We start from the raw sequence: 13925 nt of genomic DNA, 5'->3' as shown, positions 1-13925 counted from the left end.
TCTCCACTTTGCGGATCACGCGCTAGCGGATCTCCATGTCCTTCCAGAGTTGCTTCTCGCTGGTGGCCTGGACGATCGAGGCCTTGGCGAGCGCCTCGGCCTCCTGCGCCGATTTCAGCGCCTGGTCGAGATTGCCCGACTCCGCCGCCTTCTTCGCAGCATTGATTGCGGCCTGGGTCACGGTCCATTGGTTGCGCAGACGTCCGGCTTCCTTGTTGGCGCTCTCGGCCGCCGCGACCGCCGCGAGATAGTCGGCTTCCGACGCGGCCCGCGCGGAGCCGGCGCCGACCGCCGACACCATCATGGCGAACACGATCTTTTTCATGACGCTTGGTGTCGAGATATATCTCATGGCCGCGCTCCAGGACCTGAAACCGGCAGGCCGTTCGACACGTAGGAGAGATAATATTCGAGGTTGCGATACTCGTCCGACTGCGGCTCCAGCGGCACGGCGCGGGTCTGGCTGTTGCACGTCACGATGCGGCGGCTGATCGTGCCCATGCCGCTCCATTCCGAGCGGTAGATCGGCATTGCGTTCAGGATGCCCAGCGCCGGCGCCAGGATCTCGGCGCGGATGCGCTCGCCCGGACTCTGCACGTGGCAGCTCGCGCAGGAGAAGTTCAGCTGGCCGCGGCGGGTGTAGAAATATTCCTTGCCCTTCTCGAACGCTTCAAGCGCGCGCGGATCGTCCGGGATCTTGATGTCGAAGCGCTTGCCGCGCGAGGTGTAGGCCATGTAGGCGGTGAGCGAGGCCATCTCGTCCTTGACGTAGGAATAGGGTTGCTCGCCATTGGCCTCGCGGCAGCGGTTCAGCGCCAGCTCGAGGGTGATGACCTTGCCTTCCTTGTCGTCGAAATAAGGATAGTTCTGGCGGATGCCGATGCCGCCGTTTGCAAAGCAGTCGGCATAGGTCTTGCCGTTCTTGAACGGCTTGGCGAACATCTCCTTGCCGGAGTCGAGCGCGAACTCGTAGGGCGGAAACTGCTCCTTCTCCTCCCACTGCTTGCGCATGTCGGCGTTCATCGAATACGGACCGTTGACGAAATCGTCGAACGCCACTTTCGGGAACTTCTTGACGAAATAGTCCTGGAACGCCTTGGCGTCGGCCGCCGGGTCGGGCTTGTCCGCCGCCATGGCCGATGCGCTCAGACCGAGCGTCGTCGCGAGAGCGAGCAGCAGGCGCAGCGCGCTCATTGGATCGTCGCCGTCAGGCTGTCGGTCGCGCCCTTGTTGTCGACCCAGCTCACCTTGAGCTCGTCGCCCTTGGCCGCGCCCTTGAAGGCGAACTTGACGTAGGGATCCTTGGAGACCGCGGTGCCCCAATCGGCCAGGAACACAATTCTCTCCTTGTGCGTGAAGGTGAGCTGCTGGATGTAGTGCGCCGGGATCACCTCGCCCTTGGCGTCCTTGACCAGCCCCGTGTCCATCGGATGCTGGATCAGGGTCTGGACCTCGGCGACCTCGCCGTTCAGGACCGCGCGGACGCGAATGCTTGCTGCCATGATCGCTCTCCTCCCCTAGCCGCCGCAGCCGCCGACGGTGACCTTCACTTCCTTCGTCGCGCTGTAGAGCTTGCCGCCGGATTCGACGAGCGCGATCACGCTGGAGGTCTTGGCCATCTTCAGCCGGTTCGCCACCGCGGGCACCGTGCCCTCGGGGATGTGATAGGACGCCGCCAGTGCGAACGGGTTCTCGCTGACGATGAACGAGATCGAGGTGACGTTCGGCAGCGACGTCGTCACCGCGATCGGCACCACGCCGCCATTCTCGGCGATCTCCGGGGCATCGAGCTTGATCTTGTCGGAGGCCTCGTGGTCGCGGCCATACAGCGCCTTGATCGCCTCGCTCGCGTTCTTCTGCTTGAACGCGTCCTCCGGATATTTGTTGTCGTTGGTCGCGGCAAACACCGGCGTGGCGTGCAGCACGGCATTGCCGAGGCCGATCAGCGCGACGAGGCCGGCGCCCTTCAGGAACAGGCGGCGGTGGGCCAACGGGCCGAACGAGGCAGTCATGGGTGTCTCCAAACGAAAATCACAGCGTTTGCAGGAAATCGACGATGGCGCTGATTTCCTGCTCGGTCAGGATGCGGTTGCGGCCGAACGGCGGCATCACCGTCAGCGGATTGCGCTTGGTCTCGTCGTTGAGAATCGCGATCAGCTCGGTACGGTCGTATTTGCCCTTGAGATTTTCCAGCTTCGGCCCGATCGAGCCCGGCAGGTCGCCGCCCTTGATCTCATGGCAGGTCAGGCAGTTGCCCTTGCCGCGGTCGAATGCGAGCTTCTGGCCCTCGGCGGCGCCGGACTGGGCGTGGGCGGCTGAGGACATGGCAAGGGACGACACGGCGAGCAGGAGCCCCAGCGCCAGGGCGGTACGCATGACGGGTGTGATCAAGATGAAGTTCCGACGTCTCGGTGATCTCGGCAATATAGGCGCTGCAAAGCATAAAGACCATCGGCTGACAATGCGGCTATGGTGGCCGTCGCAACGCGGTTAACGGTGGCTGCTCAGCTTGCGGCCGGGAGTATGGCAATGGCGGAATACGTCGTGGAGTTCGGCCGGGACGGCCGGCCGGTGGAACCGGACGGACGGCTGGATGCCGCCGCCTTCCACCGCAACCATCAGCCGATCTCGGCGGTGCTGGCGCGGCTGCTGGAGGGGCGGACGGGCGACGTGCTGGAGGCCGGCAGCGGCACCGGCCAGCATGTCGTGCATTTCGCGTCCCAGCATCCCGATCTGACGTGGTGGCCGAGCGACCTCAACGACACCCACCTCGCGAGCATCGCTGCGTGGCGCAGGCATACGGGCCTGCCCAACATCCGCGAAGCCCAGCGCATCGACCTGTCGCAGGCCGGCTGGGCCGCCGCGTTCCGTGCCGCCGGCGGGCCCGAGCGGCTGACGGCGATCTTCTGCGCCAACGTCGTTCACATCGCGCCCTGGTCGGTGGCGGAAGGATTGTTCGCGGGGGCCGGGAAGGTGCTCTCGCCGGATGGCTTGCTGATGCTCTACGGCCCGTTCAAGCGCGACGGCAGGCACACCGCGGTCAGCAACGCCGTGTTCGACACCTCGCTGCGCGAGGGCAATCCGGAATGGGGCGTGCGCGACATCACCGATCTCGAAGCGCTGGGGGCGCGAAACGGCCTTGCCTTGCGCGAGACGGTGGAGATGCCGGCCAACAACATGATCCTGGTGTTCGCGCGGGCTGCGTGAAGCGCGACGACCCGGCGTGCGTTGTCGATGGCGCCGCTCCGAATTTCGCTGTCGTCCCGGCGAACGCCCGGACCCATAACCACAGGGTCGGGTTGTGATGCGAGATCGGCGTGACAACTGTCATCGCCCCAAACTCCTGCTGCGGAGCATGGATCCCGGCGTTCGCCGGGACGACAGCGGTGGGTGGAGCCGGCAGCGCGGTCTGCAACGAAGCGTCGCCGCTTACTCCATCTCCAGCCCGACATGCCGTGCCAGAAACCGCGTGCCGAGCGTGATGAAGCTGGCGCGCTCGCGGTTGTCGGTGCCGTAGCCATGGCCGCCGGCGGCGGGCTCGTAGAAATAGCTGTCGTAGCCCATCGCCTGAAGCTTGGCCGTCATCTTGCGCGCGTGTCCCGGATGCACGCGGTCGTCGCGCCGCGTCGTGGCGATCAGGATCGGCGGATAGGGCAGGCCTGGCTTCGCGGTGTGATAGGCCGAGTAGGTCTGCAGCCAGCCCCAATCCTCGTCCTTGTCCGGATCGCCATATTCGGCGATCCAGCTGGCGCCGGCGAGCAGCCGGGTGTAGCGGCGCATGTCGATCAGCGGGATGGTGCAGAACAGCGCGCCGAACCGCTCGGGATAGCGCACCAGCATGTTGGTGATCAGGATGCCGCCATTCGAGCCGCCTTGCGCGGCGATGCGCTTCGGCACGGTGACGCCGCGGCGGACCAGGTCTGCGGCGACCGCAGCGAAATCGTCATGCGCGAGCCGCTTGCCCGCGTAGCGGCCGGCATCGTGCCAGGCGGTGCCGAACTCGCCGCCGCCGCGGATATTGGCCTCGACGATGGTGCCGCCACGCTCCAGCCACAGCTTGCCGAGCGCCGCATTGTAGGCCGGACGAATGGTGTGGCCGAAGCCGCCATAGGCGCTCATGTACACCGGTGCGTCGCCGGTCGGCTCGGCCGGCCCGGTCTGGGTGTAGGGAATGCGCGCGCCGTCCACCGAGATCGCCTCATGGCGTGTGACCACGTATCCTTCGGCGGTGAAGGTGCGCGGCGCCTGTTTCAGCATGGCCGGCGCGCCGAAGGCCTCGATCAGCTGCAGCGTCGGCGGTGTCAGCGGATCCTGGATGTTGGCGAGCAGGTCGCCATGGCTTTCGGTGTCCTCGACGTCGAGCCGCCAGACGTCCACCGTTGCGATCTCCGGCAATCCCGGCAGCCGCTGATGACTCCAGCCGTTCGTCGATGGCGTCCACAGCTCGAACTGCGGCCGGAGCTCGTCAAGGATCGACAGCACCAGCCGGCCGCCGGCCCAATACAGGCCTTGCAGCGCGCGGCGCGGGCCGGGCTCGAACAGGCGAACGACATCCCGGCTCCCTGCGACGAAGGCCGACAGCCCGATGCCGAGCACGACATCGGCAGGATGCGTGACCTCGCCGACCGTCCATGGCTGGCGCAGCTTGACCGCCATCCAGTCGCCCTCCGCCGTCATCCAGCAGTCGGTCGGCAAATCGAGCCGGGTGCGCGCAGCAGCCGCGTCGCCGAGCCACAGATGATGGTTGAAGAAGTCGAGCCCCTCGGTGAACCACACGCGCGCCGGCGTCACACTGCGGTCCACGCCGACATGCACCCATGTCGACTGGCTGCTCTCGGCGGCGAAGATCACCTCGGCCTCGCCGACCGGCTGGCCGCGCCGCCAGCGCCGCACCGTGCGGGCATAGCCCGACGGTGTCGCCATGCCCTCGCCATGCGCGCTCGCCAGAAGCAGCGTATCGCCGTCGAGCCAATCCGCGCTGCCCTTGGCCTCGGCCAGCGCAAAGCCGCCGTCGACGAATCTCTTCGCCGCGAGGTCGAACTCGCGCAGCACCACCGCGTCGCTGCCGCCCCGTGACAGCGCCAGAATCGCACGCGCGTGCCGGGGCGGCAGCGTTTGCACCCAGCTCAGCGCCCAGTCCTCACCTTCGTCGGCGGCCAGACGGTCGAGGTCGAGCAGGATCTCCCATTGCGGCTCCGCCTTGCGAAACTCGGCCAGGGTGGTTCGTCGCCACAGCCCGCGCGGATGCACCGCGTCCTTCCATTGATTGTAGAGCAACCCGCCGCGCCGGCTGACCATCGGGATGTTGTCGGGGCGATCGAAGATCGCGGCCAGCATGTCGCGATCTCGTTCGAAGCCGGCATCGCCGTAGGCGGCGAGCGTGCGCCGGTTCTGCGCCGCGACGAAGGCCAGCGCACGCTCGCTTTCGATGTCCTCGAGCCACAAATATGGATCATCGTCTGGCGCCGCGAGAGTCGGACGGTCATCGATTGACATGGCTCAAGCTCCGCTGCGTCGTCGACGCGAGAATACCGCGGGCCTGATTAGCCGGGTGGGCTGGAGCTGTCGAATCAGCTGCGATGCATGGCTTGTTCCCGATCGCGCCCGTTGCCTCCGGCCCGCCCATCCCGCAATAGTGCAGCCGCACCGAGAGAGCAGCAGGGGCGCATTTTCGCGCATCCGGACACATTGAGATGATCGACCTGACCGTGACCGAAGATACCTCCGACGATGCCCGCGCGCGCCGCAACGTCGCCCGCCTCGCCGCTGCGCAGGCGCTGACGGGCGCCAACTCGGCGGTGATCTTCGCCACCGGCGCGATCGTCGGCGTGACCATCGCGCCGAGCATCGGGCTCGCGACCGTGCCGATCTCGATGTACGTCGTCGGGCTTGCCGCCGGCACCCTGCCGACCGGCGCGATCTCGCGCCGCTATGGCCGCCGTGTCGCATTTCTGATCGGCACCGGCTGTGGCGCGGTCACGGGCGTGCTCGGCTGCCTTGCCATTCTCCGTGGCTCGTTCGTGCTGTTCTGCCTGGCGACGTTCCTCGGCGGCCTCTACGGTGCCGTCGCCCAGTCCTATCGCTTCGCCGCCGCGGATGGCGCCAGCGCCGCGTTCCGGCCCAAGGCGGTGTCGTGGGTCATGGCAGGCGGCATCTTCGCCGGCCTGCTCGGTCCGCAGCTCGTGCAATGGACCATGGACGTCTGGCAGCCTTATCTGTTCGCCTTCAGCTATCTGATCCAGGCCGCGGTGGCACTGATCGCGATGGGCATCGTCGCGGGCGTCGATCTGCCAAGGCCTGAAGCCGCCGACCTGCATGGCGGCCGGCCGCTGCTCGAGATCGTGCGCCAGCCGCGCTTCATCGCCGCTGCACTATGCGGCACCATCGCCTATCCGGTGATGAACCTGGTGATGACCTCGGCCCCGCTGGCGATGCAGATGTGTGGCCTCACCGTGTCGGATTCCAATTTCGGCCTGCAATGGCACATCGTCGCGATGTACGGCCCGAGCTTCTTCACGGGCTCTCTGATCGCCCGGTTCGGCGCTCCCGTCATCGTCGCGCTCGGGCTGGCGCTGGAAGCGGTTGCCGCGATCATCGGGCTCTCCGGCCTGACCGCGATGCACTTCTGGGCCACGCTGGTCGCGCTCGGCGTCGGCTGGAATTTCGGCTTCGTCGGCGCCTCCGCGCTGGTGCTGGAGACGCACACCTCGGCCGAGCGCAACAAGGTGCAGGCGTTCAACGATTTCCTGATCTTCGGCCTGATGGCGCTGGGCTCGTTCTCATCCGGGCAATTGCTGGCGCATTTCGGCTGGTCGGCGGTGAACATGGTGGTGTTCCCGCCGGTGCTGCTCGGCCTGTGCGTGCTGGCGCTGGTCTGGTCGTCGAAGCGGCGGGTTGCGGCGGCGGATGTGGCGGAGCAGGGGTAAAAGCCGCAGCGTCGGTGCGCTCCCCTCCCCGCAAGGGGAGGGCTATCGCATATGGCGATCGATGTTTTGCGCCCATCTCCCTCCGCGTCGTCATGGCCGGGACGGAGCCCGGGCATGACGATGTGGAGACGGTTTCGCGACACACTCAGATTGACCATATGCGATTCCCCTGCCCGCAAGGGGGAGGGGAGTGCACCGGTATCGTGGCAACAGCGGTGCGTTGAAGATCACGAGCCGACTACTTCAACTCCGACACCTCACCCTCCGGCAAATCGAACTCGAACGCATTCAGCGTCATCGACACCATCGTGTAGTAGCCGCACAGGCCGATGATCTCGACCAGGCCGCGCTCGCCGAGCGTTGCGATTGCTTCGGCATATAGCGCTTCCGTTAGACCATGCCCCTCGTGTAGCGACTTGGCGACATCGTAGATCATCTGCGCCTTGGGATCGGAGAACGTCGGCGTGCGGCGGTCGCGGATGTCCTCGATGATCTCCAGGTCGAGCCCGCCCGCCAGCGCCAGGCGCTTATGCGCGTACCATTCGTAATGCGCCGTCCAGTGCCGCGCCGTCACCAGGATTGCAATCTCGGAGAGCGCGGCCGGAAACACCGTGTCGTAGCGCAGGAAGGCGCCGAGGCGGGTCGCGTGCCGCGCCATCTCCGGGCTGTTGAGCCAGGCCATCATCGGCGGCGGCGGCGAGCCGCGCTTGCTGGCGATCGACTCGTCATAGGTCTGGCGCTGGTCGGCGCTCATTTCGCCAGGCGAAAGAAGTTTCAGGCGCATGGTCGTTTCCTCGTATTTTCACGCGACGGCATCATGACCATAGATCGCCGGACAAGGCGAGGGCGGTCGCGGCGACATCGATGTTGAATTCCCTGACGCGCTGAGGTTAGGTCGTTCCAACGACAGCAAACATGGAAACGCGCGAGGATCAGACATGGCCGATCTCGACACATTCCGCCGCGAAACGCGCGCCTGGCTCGAGGCGAATTGTCCGCCGGAGATGCGCCGGCCGATGACCTCCGACGAGGACACGTTCTGGGGCGGCCGCAACGCCAAATTCTCCTCCGAGCCGCAGCGCATCTGGTTCGAGCGCATGCGCGACAAGGGCTGGACGGTGCCGCATTGGCCGAGGGAATATGGCGGCGGCGGCCTCGATGGCGAGGAGGCGAAGATCGTGCGCCAGGAGATGGCCGCGATCGGGGCGCGCGCGCCGATCACCTCGTTCGGCATCTCGATGCTCGGACCGGCGCTGCTGAAATACGGCACCGACGCGCAGAAGCGCGAGCATCTGCCGAAGATCACGGCCGGCTTGATCCGCTGGTGCCAGGGCTATTCCGAGCCGAATGCCGGCTCCGATCTCGCCTCGCTGCAGACGCGCGCCGAGAGCGACGGCGACGACTACATCATCAACGGCCAGAAGATCTGGACCTCCTACGCCAACTACGCCGACTGGATCTTCTGCCTGGTGCGCACCGATCCCACGGCGAAGAAGCATGACGGCATCAGCTTCATCCTGTTCGACATGACGTCGAAGGGCGTCACGACCAAGCCGATCCTCTTGATCTCCGGCCGCTCGCCGTTCTGCGAGACCTTCTTCGACAATGTCCGCGTGCCCAAGGCGAATGTGCTCGGCACCGTCAATCGCGGCTGGGACGTCGCAAAATATCTCTTGCAGCACGAGCGCGCGATGATCTCCGGCATGGGCGAGCGTGGCGGCAGCCGGCCGCTCGGCCAGGTCGCGGCCGACTCCGTCGGCAGCGACGCGCAAGGCAGGCTCGACGACGCGCTGCTGCGCGCTGACATCGCCACCTTCGACGTCGACGAGGCCGCGCTTGCGGCCGCTGCGGAGCGGATGGTCGATCTCGCCAAGGCCGGGCAGGGCCACCCGGCGTTCTCCTCGGCGATGAAGTATTACGGCACCGAGCTCAACAAGCGCCGCCACGAGTTGCTGATGTCATCAGGCGGCATCGACGCGCTGGAATGGGAGAGCGAGCGCTCGCACGAAGGCGCCCGTCCGCGCGCCTGGCTGCGTACGAAAGCGAACTCCATCGAAGGCGGCACCTCCGAGGTCATGCTCGGCATCGTCGCCAAGCGCATCCTCGATCTGCCGGGGGCGTAGTTCGCCCCCACACTCCGTCATGCCCGGGCTTGACCCGGGCATCCACGTCCATCCGTGCATGAAGGACGACGTGGATGGCCGGGACAAGCCCGGCCATGACGAACTGAAAAAGCTTCGCTTCCAAACGAACACCGACACTGGACAGCCGCCATGCCTCTCCTCCTCACCGAAGAACAATCCATGCTGCGCGACAGCGCGCGCGGCCTGATCTCCGATCACGCGCCGGTCGCCCATCTGCGCAAGCTGCGTGATACGCGCGACCCAACCGGCTTCTCGCGCGAGCTGTGGGCCACCTTCGCCGAGATGGGCTTTGCCGGACTGCTGGTGCCCGAGGAGCACGGCGGCTCCGGCCTCGGCGCGGTCGAGGCCGGCGTCGTGATGGAAGAGATCGGCCGCACCTTGATGCCGTCGCCGTTCCTCGCGACCGCCGTGCTGTCGGCGTCGGCGCTGACCCGCGCGGGCTCGGCGGCACAGAAATCAGAGTATCTGCCGAAGATCGCCAGCGGCGCGCTGCTCGCGGCGCTGGCGCTCGACGAAGGCGCCAAGCACCGTCCCTCGCACACCGCCATGCAGGCCGTGCGCTCCGGCAACGGCTTCAAGCTGAACGGCGCCAAGGCGATGGTGGTCGACGGCCACGTCGCCGACCTCCTGCTGGTCGTCGCCCGCAGCGCCGGCGCGCCCGGCGAGCGTGACGGCCTGACGGTGTTTCTCGTCGATCCCAAGGCCAAGGGCGTTGCGGTCGAGCGCACCATCATGGTCGATGCGCACAACGCCGCGCGGATCACTTTCGAGGAGGTCGAGGTCAACGCGGATCACGTGCTGGGCGAGGTCGACGGGGGCATGGCCGTGCTGGGCGGCATGCTCGATCTCGGCCGCGGCGCCGTCGCCTCCGAGATGGTGGGCCTGAGCGAGGAGGTGTTCGGCCGCACGGTGGCGTACCTCAAGGAGCGCAAGCAGTTCGGCAAGGCGATCGGCGAATTCCAGGCGCTGCAGCATCGCGCCGCGCATCTCTATATCGAGATCGAGATCACCCGCGCCGCCGTGCTGAAGGCCTTGCAGGCGCTCGAAGCTGATCCTTCGGGTGCGGCGGCCGCCGTTGCCGTGGCCAAAGCCCGCGCGGGTGCCACCGCGACGCGCGCGGTGCAGGAGGGCGTGCAGATGCATGGCGGCATGGGCATGACCGACCAATTCGATATCGGCTTCTTCATGAAGCGCGCACGGGTGTGCGAGGAACTGCTCGGGGATACGAACTATCACGCGGCGCAGCTGGCGCAGATGAGGGGATATTGATTTGAATTGCCGAATTGAGCCGGACGGTCGCCTGCAAGATGCGGTCGCCTAACCCTACGGCTGAGGGCCGATCTAGGCCTACAAAAATGGTGTCGTCCCGGCCTTGAGCCGGGACCCATAGCCACCGTCCGGAATTTGGCGAAGGCCGGAGCTGTCACCGCGGGTCACCACGTCCTCCTGTGGTTATGGGTCCCGGCGTTCGCCGGGACGACGGCGGCGGGTGTGGCTCGAGCCGGGCCACGACTTGCCGCCAACACGGCAATGAGCCCTCGGAAGTCCAACTTGATAGCTGAAGACAAAGAGCGCGCCGTCACCGACGGCGCGCTCTCGTCCTTCAATGCTCTCGCTTGATCAATGATGCATCGCTGTCTTGGCCGGCGGCAGCAGCACCTTGTCGACGACGTGGATGACGCCGTTGGAGGCCATGATGTCCGCCTGCACGACATGCGCGTCGTTGACCTGCACGCCGAAGAAGGTGCCGTCGACGGCCACCGGCTGGCCCTGCGCCGTCTTCACGCTGAGCTTCTTGCCGGCGACGTCGCCCGCCTTCACCGCACCCGGAATGACGTGATACTTGAGGATCGCGGCGAGCTTGCGCTTGTTCTTCGGCTTGAGCAGGTCCTCGACCGTGCCCGGCGGCAGCGCAGCGAAGGCCGCATCGGTCGGCGCGAACACTGTGAAGGGGCCCTTGCTCTTCAGCACCGGGACGACGCCCGCAGCCTTGGCGGCGGCGACCAGCGTCTTGAACTGGCCGGCGCCGACGGCGGTGTCGACGATATCAGCGGCGCGTGCCGCGGTTGCTGACATGGAGAGCGCGCCCAGCATCAACGCGCCGGCGACGAACGAACGGATTCCCAGCGTCATTCGAATGTTTCCTTGTGAACTGAACTGATGAGTTGGCTGATGCGCAGAAAGCAATTGCGCCCCTCGTTCTCCCTGTGGTGCAGGGTCGCATCACCCCGACCGGATTGGTCGAGGTCGTTACGACCGCTGTGTTCGGATGGATTTGAGCGCGCGTTCACGAACTCGTGAGCAGAGTGTCGCGGTCAGGACGACGTGCGGAAGACAGCTGATTCAGCGGGACTAATTGCGCGGACGTGCAGGTATTTTTGCCCGTCGTGCCATTTTGTCGCAATCCGACGGGCGTTGTGTCGTCGGGCAAATCAGCCGCACATTCGCTGCCGTCACGGCCTGCACGAGGGGCGCTTCGCGATCGTCACGAAACGTGGGCCGGTGATGCGATGGCCGTATCGGATCGCAGCGCGTGATCGCGCCGACGGACGATGCCGATGCGGACGTGAAAGCGTGTGGTCCCGGCATCGCGATGCTGATGCCAAATCGGCGGGTGATGATGATCCTGCCGGTGACGGTGGCTAACAAGCCGGACACCGAGGAGAGCGCGCCATAAACGTCAATCCATCGCGCAGGGAAGGCCGGGTTGCTCCGGCTGAGCCTGTGGTTCTGCCGCCTGCATTTTTTACGCAGGCGGACCGCAGGTGCCAGTCGGCACCTGGCCTTCCCTGCGCCCTCGTTCTTCCGAAGGGCGGACAATTGGCAAAGCTCGGACGCGGAGGGCGTCGCGAGAAGGTTGATGGCTGTGTGCTTGAAATATTGCAGGTGCAGCAGGCGCAGTGCTCATGAATGCGCCCTCTCCCCTTGTGGGAGAGGGCTACACAAAAGCCAACTACAAACTCGCCTGGGTGAGGGGTTGGTGCCTCACATTCAATTCCGGGTTCGTGGCAACCCTCACCCGTTTTCGATGCTGCGCATCGAAACCACCCTCTCCCGCAAGGGGAGAGGGTGCACCGAGCGTGTTGCGAGAGTTGCCGAGGCGGAGAAGTCGGCGATCGAAATCCCAGGCCTACCTGATCGGCGGTGCGTACTGAATCCCACCCGCGTTCCACAGCTGGTTCATGCCGCGCGGGATCTTCAGCTTGGACTCGCTGCCGACGTTGCGCTCATAGACCTCGCCGTAATTGCCGACGTGGCGGATGATGCGCGCCGCCCAGTCCTTCGACAGGCCGAGATCCTGGCCGTAGGTGCCCTCGTTGCCGACCAGCCGCATCACGTCCGGCTTCTTCGACTTCAGCGCCTCGTCGATGTTCTTGGAGGTGACGCCGAGCTCCTCGGCATTGATCATCGCATACAGCGTCCACTTCACGATCATCATCCAGTCGTCGTCGCGCTGGCGCACCACGGGCGCGAGCGGCTCCTTCGAAATCAGGTCGGGCAGAATGTCGTGATCGGCAGGCTTCGACAGGATCAGCCGCAGCGCATAGAGCTGCGAGACGTCGGCGGTGAAGGTGTCGCACTTGCCGCTGTCATAGGCCTTGATGACGTCGTCGAGCTTCGGAAACTTCACCTCTTCATACTTCATGTTGTTGGCGCGGAAATAGTCGCCGAGATTGAGCGCGTTGGTCGTCGAATCCTGCACGCAGACCTTGCTGCCGGTGAGGTCGAGCGCGGTCTCGAGCTTGCGCGAGCGCGGCACCATGAAGCCCTGGCCGTCGTAATAGGCGACCGCCGGGAAATACAGGTCGTAGTTCTGCTCGCGCGCCATCGACCAGGTGGTGTTGCGCGAGAGGATGTCGACCTTGCGGCTCTGCAGCTCCTTGAAGCGCTCATTGGCGTCGAGCGGCATGAACTTCGCCTTCTTCGGATCGTCGAAGATCGCCGCCGCTACCGCGCGGCAGAAGTCGACGTCGAAGCCGGTCCAGTTGCCCTTGTCGTCGGGAATCGAAAAGCCGGGCAGGCCGGCATTGACGCCGCACAGCACCTCGCCGCGGCGGACGGTGCGCTTCAGTGTGCGGGTGTCGTACATCTCATAGGTGACGGCGAGCGCCGCGACGAGGACGGCGACGGCGAGCCCGATCAGCAGGCCGCCTCGGAAAGTGCGCATGGTCAATCTCTTTCGGAAAATGTCAGTACAAAGCGATGGCTGAATGTCCGGCGGCAGAGGCCGCCGTCACAGTTCCGGCTTCTGCCGCACCACGACCTTGGTGCCGACAGGCACGCGGTCGTAGAGATCGGCGACATCGGCATTCACCAGGCGGAAGCAGCCGGAGGAAATCTTGCTGCCGATGGTCCAGGGCTGGTTGGTGCCGTGGATCCGGTACACGGTGGTGCCCAGATACATCGCGCGCGCGCCGAGCGGATTGCCGGGACCGCCGGCCATGAAGCGCGGCAGATAGGGCTGGCGCTGGATCATCTCCGGCGGCGGCGTCCAGTCCGGCCATTCGGCCTTCTTGGTGATCGACAGCAGGCCCTGCCACTGGAAGCCGTCGCGGCCGACGCCGATGCCGTAGCGGATGGCGCGGCCGCCCGGCTGCACCAGATAGAGGTGACGCTCGGCGGTGGAGACGATGATGGTGCCCGGCGGCTCGTTGGTACGGAAATAGACGACCTGCTTGCGCCATTCCGGATCGAGCTCGTAGCCGTCATCGGCGACGAGACCGGGCTGATCGCCGGGGTCCTCGGATTGGGCAAAGCTATGCGATGTGGACAGCGCCAGCGCGATGATGGCGCTGCCGGCACACAGCAGGCGACGGAAACTCGGCATTCAAAGCTCTCCTCGACGGACCCCTGC

The 13925-nt window shown here is 65.8% G+C and carries 15 protein-coding genes; 5 read left to right on the top strand and 10 right to left on the bottom strand.

The window, feature by feature from the left end; genetic code table 11:
• Positions 1-22: 22 nt before the first annotated feature.
• From QXZ94_RS24335 to soxX, 5 genes are read right to left on the bottom strand one after another with little or no spacing between them, the layout of a single operon-like run.
• Positions 23-352 (bottom strand): hypothetical protein, encoded by a 330-nt coding sequence (locus QXZ94_RS24335; protein WP_315722604.1) that lies wholly within the window; start codon positions 350-352, stop codon positions 23-25.
• The gene (soxA, locus tag QXZ94_RS24330; protein ID WP_315722602.1) at positions 349-1194 is read right to left on the bottom strand and encodes a sulfur oxidation c-type cytochrome SoxA; all 846 of its coding nucleotides are present in this window, start codon (positions 1192-1194) and stop codon (positions 349-351) included. Before soxA ends, QXZ94_RS24335 begins: the two co-directional genes overlap by 4 nt.
• A complete protein-coding gene (gene soxZ / locus QXZ94_RS24325) occupies positions 1191-1502 on the bottom strand; it encodes a thiosulfate oxidation carrier complex protein SoxZ (RefSeq protein WP_315722599.1) in 312 nt (103 codons plus the stop codon). The genes soxA and soxZ overlap by 4 nt, the downstream gene beginning before the upstream one ends.
• Positions 1503-1517: 15 nt before the next feature.
• Entirely contained in the window at positions 1518-2012 is a 495-nt protein-coding gene (soxY, locus tag QXZ94_RS24320) for a thiosulfate oxidation carrier protein SoxY (protein WP_315722597.1), read from the bottom strand.
• 19 nt (positions 2013-2031) lie between these two features.
• Positions 2032-2376, bottom strand: coding sequence for a sulfur oxidation c-type cytochrome SoxX (soxX, locus tag QXZ94_RS24315; protein ID WP_409998543.1), 345 nt, complete (start codon positions 2374-2376; stop codon positions 2032-2034).
• A gap of 153 nt (positions 2377-2529) precedes the next feature.
• Between soxX and QXZ94_RS24310 the strand changes: the two genes are divergently transcribed.
• Positions 2530-3207 (top strand): DUF938 domain-containing protein, encoded by a 678-nt coding sequence (locus QXZ94_RS24310; protein ID WP_315722595.1) that lies wholly within the window; start codon positions 2530-2532, stop codon positions 3205-3207.
• Positions 3208-3429: 222 nt separating this feature from the next.
• Here QXZ94_RS24310 and QXZ94_RS24305 read toward each other — a convergent pair whose 3' ends face one another.
• The gene (locus QXZ94_RS24305) at positions 3430-5496 is read right to left on the bottom strand and encodes a prolyl oligopeptidase family serine peptidase (RefSeq protein WP_315722593.1); all 2067 of its coding nucleotides are present in this window, start codon (positions 5494-5496) and stop codon (positions 3430-3432) included.
• 197 nt (positions 5497-5693) lie between these two features.
• Here QXZ94_RS24305 and QXZ94_RS24300 point away from each other — a divergent pair, with 197 nt between their 5' ends.
• Positions 5694-6926: an MFS transporter gene (locus tag QXZ94_RS24300; RefSeq protein ID WP_315722591.1), complete on the top strand. Its 1233-nt coding sequence runs from the start codon at positions 5694-5696 to the stop codon at positions 6924-6926.
• Between the two features lie 238 nt (positions 6927-7164).
• On the opposite strand, the gene QXZ94_RS24295 is transcribed toward QXZ94_RS24300, so the two are convergent.
• Positions 7165-7710 (bottom strand): carboxymuconolactone decarboxylase family protein, encoded by a 546-nt coding sequence (locus QXZ94_RS24295; protein WP_315722589.1) that lies wholly within the window; start codon positions 7708-7710, stop codon positions 7165-7167.
• Positions 7711-7864: 154 nt separating this feature from the next.
• On the opposite strand from QXZ94_RS24295, the gene QXZ94_RS24290 reads away from it, so the two are divergent.
• Together QXZ94_RS24290 and QXZ94_RS24285 are read left to right on the top strand one after the other, a co-directional pair.
• On the top strand, positions 7865-9049 hold the full coding sequence (locus QXZ94_RS24290; RefSeq protein ID WP_315722587.1) for an acyl-CoA dehydrogenase family protein: 1185 nt from the start codon (positions 7865-7867) through the stop codon (positions 9047-9049).
• 150 nt (positions 9050-9199) lie between these two features.
• Positions 9200-10339 (top strand): acyl-CoA dehydrogenase family protein, encoded by a 1140-nt coding sequence (locus QXZ94_RS24285; protein WP_315722585.1) that lies wholly within the window; start codon positions 9200-9202, stop codon positions 10337-10339.
• Positions 10340-10690: 351 nt separating this feature from the next.
• Here QXZ94_RS24285 and QXZ94_RS24280 read toward each other — a convergent pair whose 3' ends face one another.
• The gene (locus QXZ94_RS24280) at positions 10691-11146 is read right to left on the bottom strand and encodes a fasciclin domain-containing protein (protein WP_315726504.1); all 456 of its coding nucleotides are present in this window, start codon (positions 11144-11146) and stop codon (positions 10691-10693) included.
• A 457-nt stretch (positions 11147-11603) separates the two neighbouring features.
• On the opposite strand from QXZ94_RS24280, the gene QXZ94_RS24275 reads away from it, so the two are divergent.
• Entirely contained in the window at positions 11604-11747 is a 144-nt protein-coding gene (locus QXZ94_RS24275) for a hypothetical protein (RefSeq protein ID WP_315722583.1), read from the top strand.
• Positions 11748-12200: 453 nt separating this feature from the next.
• Here the strand turns inward: QXZ94_RS24275 and QXZ94_RS24270 are convergent, their stop codons facing one another.
• Together QXZ94_RS24270 and QXZ94_RS24265 are read right to left on the bottom strand one after the other, a co-directional pair.
• Positions 12201-13238, bottom strand: coding sequence for an amino acid ABC transporter substrate-binding protein (locus tag QXZ94_RS24270; RefSeq protein WP_315722581.1), 1038 nt, complete (start codon positions 13236-13238; stop codon positions 12201-12203).
• Positions 13239-13304: 66 nt separating this feature from the next.
• Positions 13305-13898 carry a L,D-transpeptidase gene (locus QXZ94_RS24265; protein WP_172110343.1) on the bottom strand — a complete coding sequence of 198 codons (594 nt, stop codon included), beginning with the start codon at positions 13896-13898 and terminating at the stop codon, positions 13305-13307.
• Between the last annotated feature and the right edge of the window lie 27 nt (positions 13899-13925).

It is taken from the genome of Bradyrhizobium sp. SZCCHNS2022, assembly GCF_032377575.1.
Classification (GTDB): domain Bacteria; phylum Pseudomonadota; class Alphaproteobacteria; order Rhizobiales; family Xanthobacteraceae; genus Bradyrhizobium; species Bradyrhizobium aeschynomenes.
This window is presented reverse-complemented; position numbering and strand designations above follow the sequence as displayed.